4 protein-coding genes are annotated in these 3478 nt (G+C 49.9%); 3 read left to right on the forward strand and 1 reads right to left on the reverse strand.

Going from position 1 to position 3478, the window contains the following annotated elements; translation table 11 throughout:
- Positions 1-245 precede the first annotated feature (245 nt).
- Entirely contained in the window at positions 246-581 is a 336-nt protein-coding gene (locus tag ACSZO4_RS25175) for a zinc ribbon domain-containing protein YjdM (RefSeq protein WP_437891823.1), read from the forward strand.
- A 64-nt stretch (positions 582-645) separates the two neighbouring features.
- Here the strand turns inward: ACSZO4_RS25175 and rpiB are convergent, their stop codons facing one another.
- Complete coding sequence (gene rpiB / locus ACSZO4_RS25180) at positions 646-1107, reverse strand: bifunctional allose-6-phosphate isomerase/ribose-5-phosphate isomerase RpiB (protein ID WP_437891824.1); 462 nt, start codon at positions 1105-1107, stop codon at positions 646-648.
- A 361-nt stretch (positions 1108-1468) separates the two neighbouring features.
- Between rpiB and ACSZO4_RS25185 the strand changes: the two genes are divergently transcribed.
- Complete coding sequence (locus ACSZO4_RS25185; RefSeq protein ID WP_437891825.1) at positions 1469-2359, forward strand: MurR/RpiR family transcriptional regulator; 891 nt, start codon at positions 1469-1471, stop codon at positions 2357-2359.
- Between the two features lie 93 nt (positions 2360-2452).
- The gene (alsB, locus tag ACSZO4_RS25190; protein WP_437891826.1) at positions 2453-3388 is read left to right on the forward strand and encodes a D-allose transporter substrate-binding protein; all 936 of its coding nucleotides are present in this window, start codon (positions 2453-2455) and stop codon (positions 3386-3388) included.
- Positions 3389-3478: the final 90 nt, after the last annotated feature.

Here is a 3478-nt window from a genome sequence, read left to right on the forward strand (position 1 = left end):
TACAGCTCAGCTAAGGTAAGGCTAATACAGATAAGGACTCCACTGAACCCCACCGATTAAATCGCACCTTCCCTAAGCGAATGACAGGTTATGTCACCTCTATCACTTTTTTTATCATTTTTTGAAAAAAAGAATAGCAACAGCAAATGTGCGGACTTGTTGTATAATCCCGGCCCTTTCTGGCGAAAAGCCGCCTTTTGCGCTGGCCAGTTTCCAGCGCTGTATCTACTTCTGAGGATATCCACATGCAACTCCCTGACTGCCCGAAATGCAATTCCGAATACGCTTATGAAGATAATGGCATGTTCATCTGCCCGGAATGCGCCCACGAATGGAACGACAGCGAAGCCTCAGCGGATGCTGATGAGCTGATCGTAAAAGATGCCAACGGCAACCTGCTGGTTGACGGCGACAGCGTCACAGTGATTAAAGATCTTAAAGTAAAAGGCAGTTCGTCGATGCTGAAGATCGGGACCAAAGTGAAAAACATTCGCCTGGTCGAAGGCGATCACAATATTGACTGCAAAATAGACGGCTTTGGCCCGATGAAGCTGAAATCCGAATTCGTTAAAAAGAACTGATCGAGTTAAGGGACAGGCGGCACTCTCCACTCCGGGCGCGCTGCCTGTCATCAAGCGGGTTGCGTCAGGATGACTGCGGACGCTGCTGCGCCTCAATATCGGCAATCGCGGCAACGCGCGTCTGGTGCCGCCCACCCTCAAATTCCGCGCTCAACCAGCAGTCGACAATCATTTTAGCCAGCTCAAGACCCACAACCCGTGAACCAAACGCCAGCACGTTAGTATTGTTGTGCTGGCGTGAAAGCTGGGCGGAATAGGTTTCGCTGCACACCACCGCGCGGATCCCGGGGAATTTATTGGCGGTAATAGAGATGCCAACGCCGGTGCCGCAGATAAGGATCCCGCCGTCCACTTCGCCCGCCACGACTGCTTCAGCCACCGCACTGGCATAACGAGGGTAGTCGGTGCGCTCGCCCGACCAGGTGCCTTTATCAATCACCTCAATACCTTTTGCTGCCAGGTGCGTCAGAATCTCCTCTTTAAGGATAAACCCGACATGGTCGCAGCCGAATGCAATCTTCTTCATCTCTTCCGCCTTGTGGTGAGCAAACTTTACGGATCAGGTAAATTTTGTGATTTTGACGGCGATGATTCAGGATCTGCCGCCAAAAACCCGGTGTACAGCGTCCTTTCTACACAGGCTTAATTTACAAATCAACTTGAAATTGTGTGCTAACGCGATTTTAAAAATGTCTCCCTCAGGCTCAAAATCCAACTAACTTAATGATTAAAAATATTTTTATTAAAATAACCACATAAATAAAGATGCGATAACTTCACAAAAATAAAAACTTTATGAATTTAGCTATTGTGTGAAGTTGTCAGCATATTTATGATGGGTCCTGTGGTGATATAGTGTCGTCTTCACTACAAGGACAAGAGAAAGTATGAGTCAGTCAGAGTTTGATCAAGGACTCCCCAATGGCATCGGCCTGGCCCCCTGGCTGCGAATGAAGCAGGAAGGGATGACCGATAACGAGAGCCGCATTGTGGACTGGTTACTCACACCGGGCCATCTGAGCGATGCGCCAGCCATTAAAGATGTCGCCGAAGCGCTGGCGGTATCAGAGGCGATGATCGTGAAGGTGTCGAAACTGCTCGGATTTAGCGGGTTCCGCAATCTGCGCAGCGCACTGGTCGACTACTTTTCTCAGTCCGAGCAGGTTCTCCCCGCAGAACTTGCCTTTGATGAAGCGCCGCTGGATGTTGTGAACAAGGTTTTCAACATCACACTGCGTACCATCATGGAAGGCCAGTCGATTGTGAACGTGGAAGAGATCCATCGCGCGGCACGCTTTTTCTACCAGGCGAAGCAGCGTGACCTGTACGGCGCTGGCGGTTCGAATGCCATCTGCGCGGATGTACAGCATAAATTTTTACGCATTGGCGTGCGCTGCCAGGCTCATCAGGACGCGCATATTATGATGATGTCCGCAGCCTTGTTGCAGGAGGGTGATGTTGTTCTGGTGGTTTCCCACTCGGGCCGGACAAACGATGTAAAAGCAGCAACAGAACTGGCGAAAAAAAATGGGGCAAAAATAATTTGCATCACACACAGCTACCATTCGCCAATTGCTAAAATGGCCGACTTTATTATTTGCTCGCCAGCACCAGAGACCCCTTTATTAGGGAGAAACGCATCCGCACGGATATTACAATTAACCTTACTGGACGCCTTCTTTGTGTCGGTTGCCCAACAGAACATCGAACAGGCAACTAAAAATATGCAAAAGACCGGAGCCATCGTTGATTTCTTTTCACCGGGGGCACTGAAGTAGAAAACTTGAAGTAATATAAGTGACATAACAAAGGTTAATCACACTTATTCACTGGGGTTAACCACAACGATTCCCTACAATGAGAATACTGCTATGAATAAATACCTGAAAATATTCAGCGGCGCTGCTATGGGTTTAATGTTGTCTACCAGTGCGTTTGCTGCTGCCGACTATGCCGTCGTATTAAAAACGCTGTCGAACCCATTCTGGGTTGATATGAAAAAAGGCATCGAAGACGAAGCAAAAACATTGGGTGTCAGTGTGGATATTTTCGCATCGCCCTCTGAAGGTGATTTCCAGTCTCAATTACAATTATTCGAAGACCTGAGTAATAAGAATTATAAAGGGATCGCCTTTGCGCCGCTGTCATCGGTAAACCTGGTGATGCCGGTTGCCCGTGCATGGAAAAAGGGGATTTATCTGGTTAACCTCGATGAAAAAATCGATATGGATAACCTGAAAAAAGCAGGCGGTAATGTTGAAGGCTTTATTACCACCGATAACGTAGCGGTCGGTGCCAAAGGCGCAGACTTTATCGTTGAGAAACTGGGTGCCCAGGGCGGCGAAGTGGCGATTATCGAAGGTAAAGCCGGTAACGCTTCCGGTGAAGCCCGCCGTAACGGCGCCACCGAAGCCTTTAAAAAGGCCAGCCAGATTAAGCTGGTTGCCAGCCAGCCCGCTGACTGGGACCGCATTAAGGCGCTGGACGTTGCCACCAACGTACTGCAACGTAACCCGGACCTGAAGGCCTTCTACTGCGCCAATGACACCATGGCAATGGGTGTAGCCCAGGCCGTAGCGAACGCAGGCAAAACCGGTAAAGTACTGGTTGTCGGTACCGATGGTATTCCTGAAGCCCGTAAAATGGTCGATGCCGGTCAGATGACCGCGACCGTCGCCCAGAACCCGGCGAACATCGGCGCCACCGGCCTGAAAATGATGGTCGATGCCGCGAAAACCGGCAAAGTTATCCCACTGGATAAAGCCCCGGAATTCAAACTGGTCGACTCTATTCTGGTGACGAAGTAATTCGGCAAAGTGAGGTCTGATGCCCTCACCCCGGCCCTTATGTCTTGACCTTCCCCGCTCAGGCGGGGAAGATCCCCGACTGATCATCGG

It is taken from the genome of Phytobacter sp. V91 (assembly GCF_965644225.1).
Taxonomy (GTDB): Bacteria; Pseudomonadota; Gammaproteobacteria; order Enterobacterales; family Enterobacteriaceae; genus CBFFRJ01.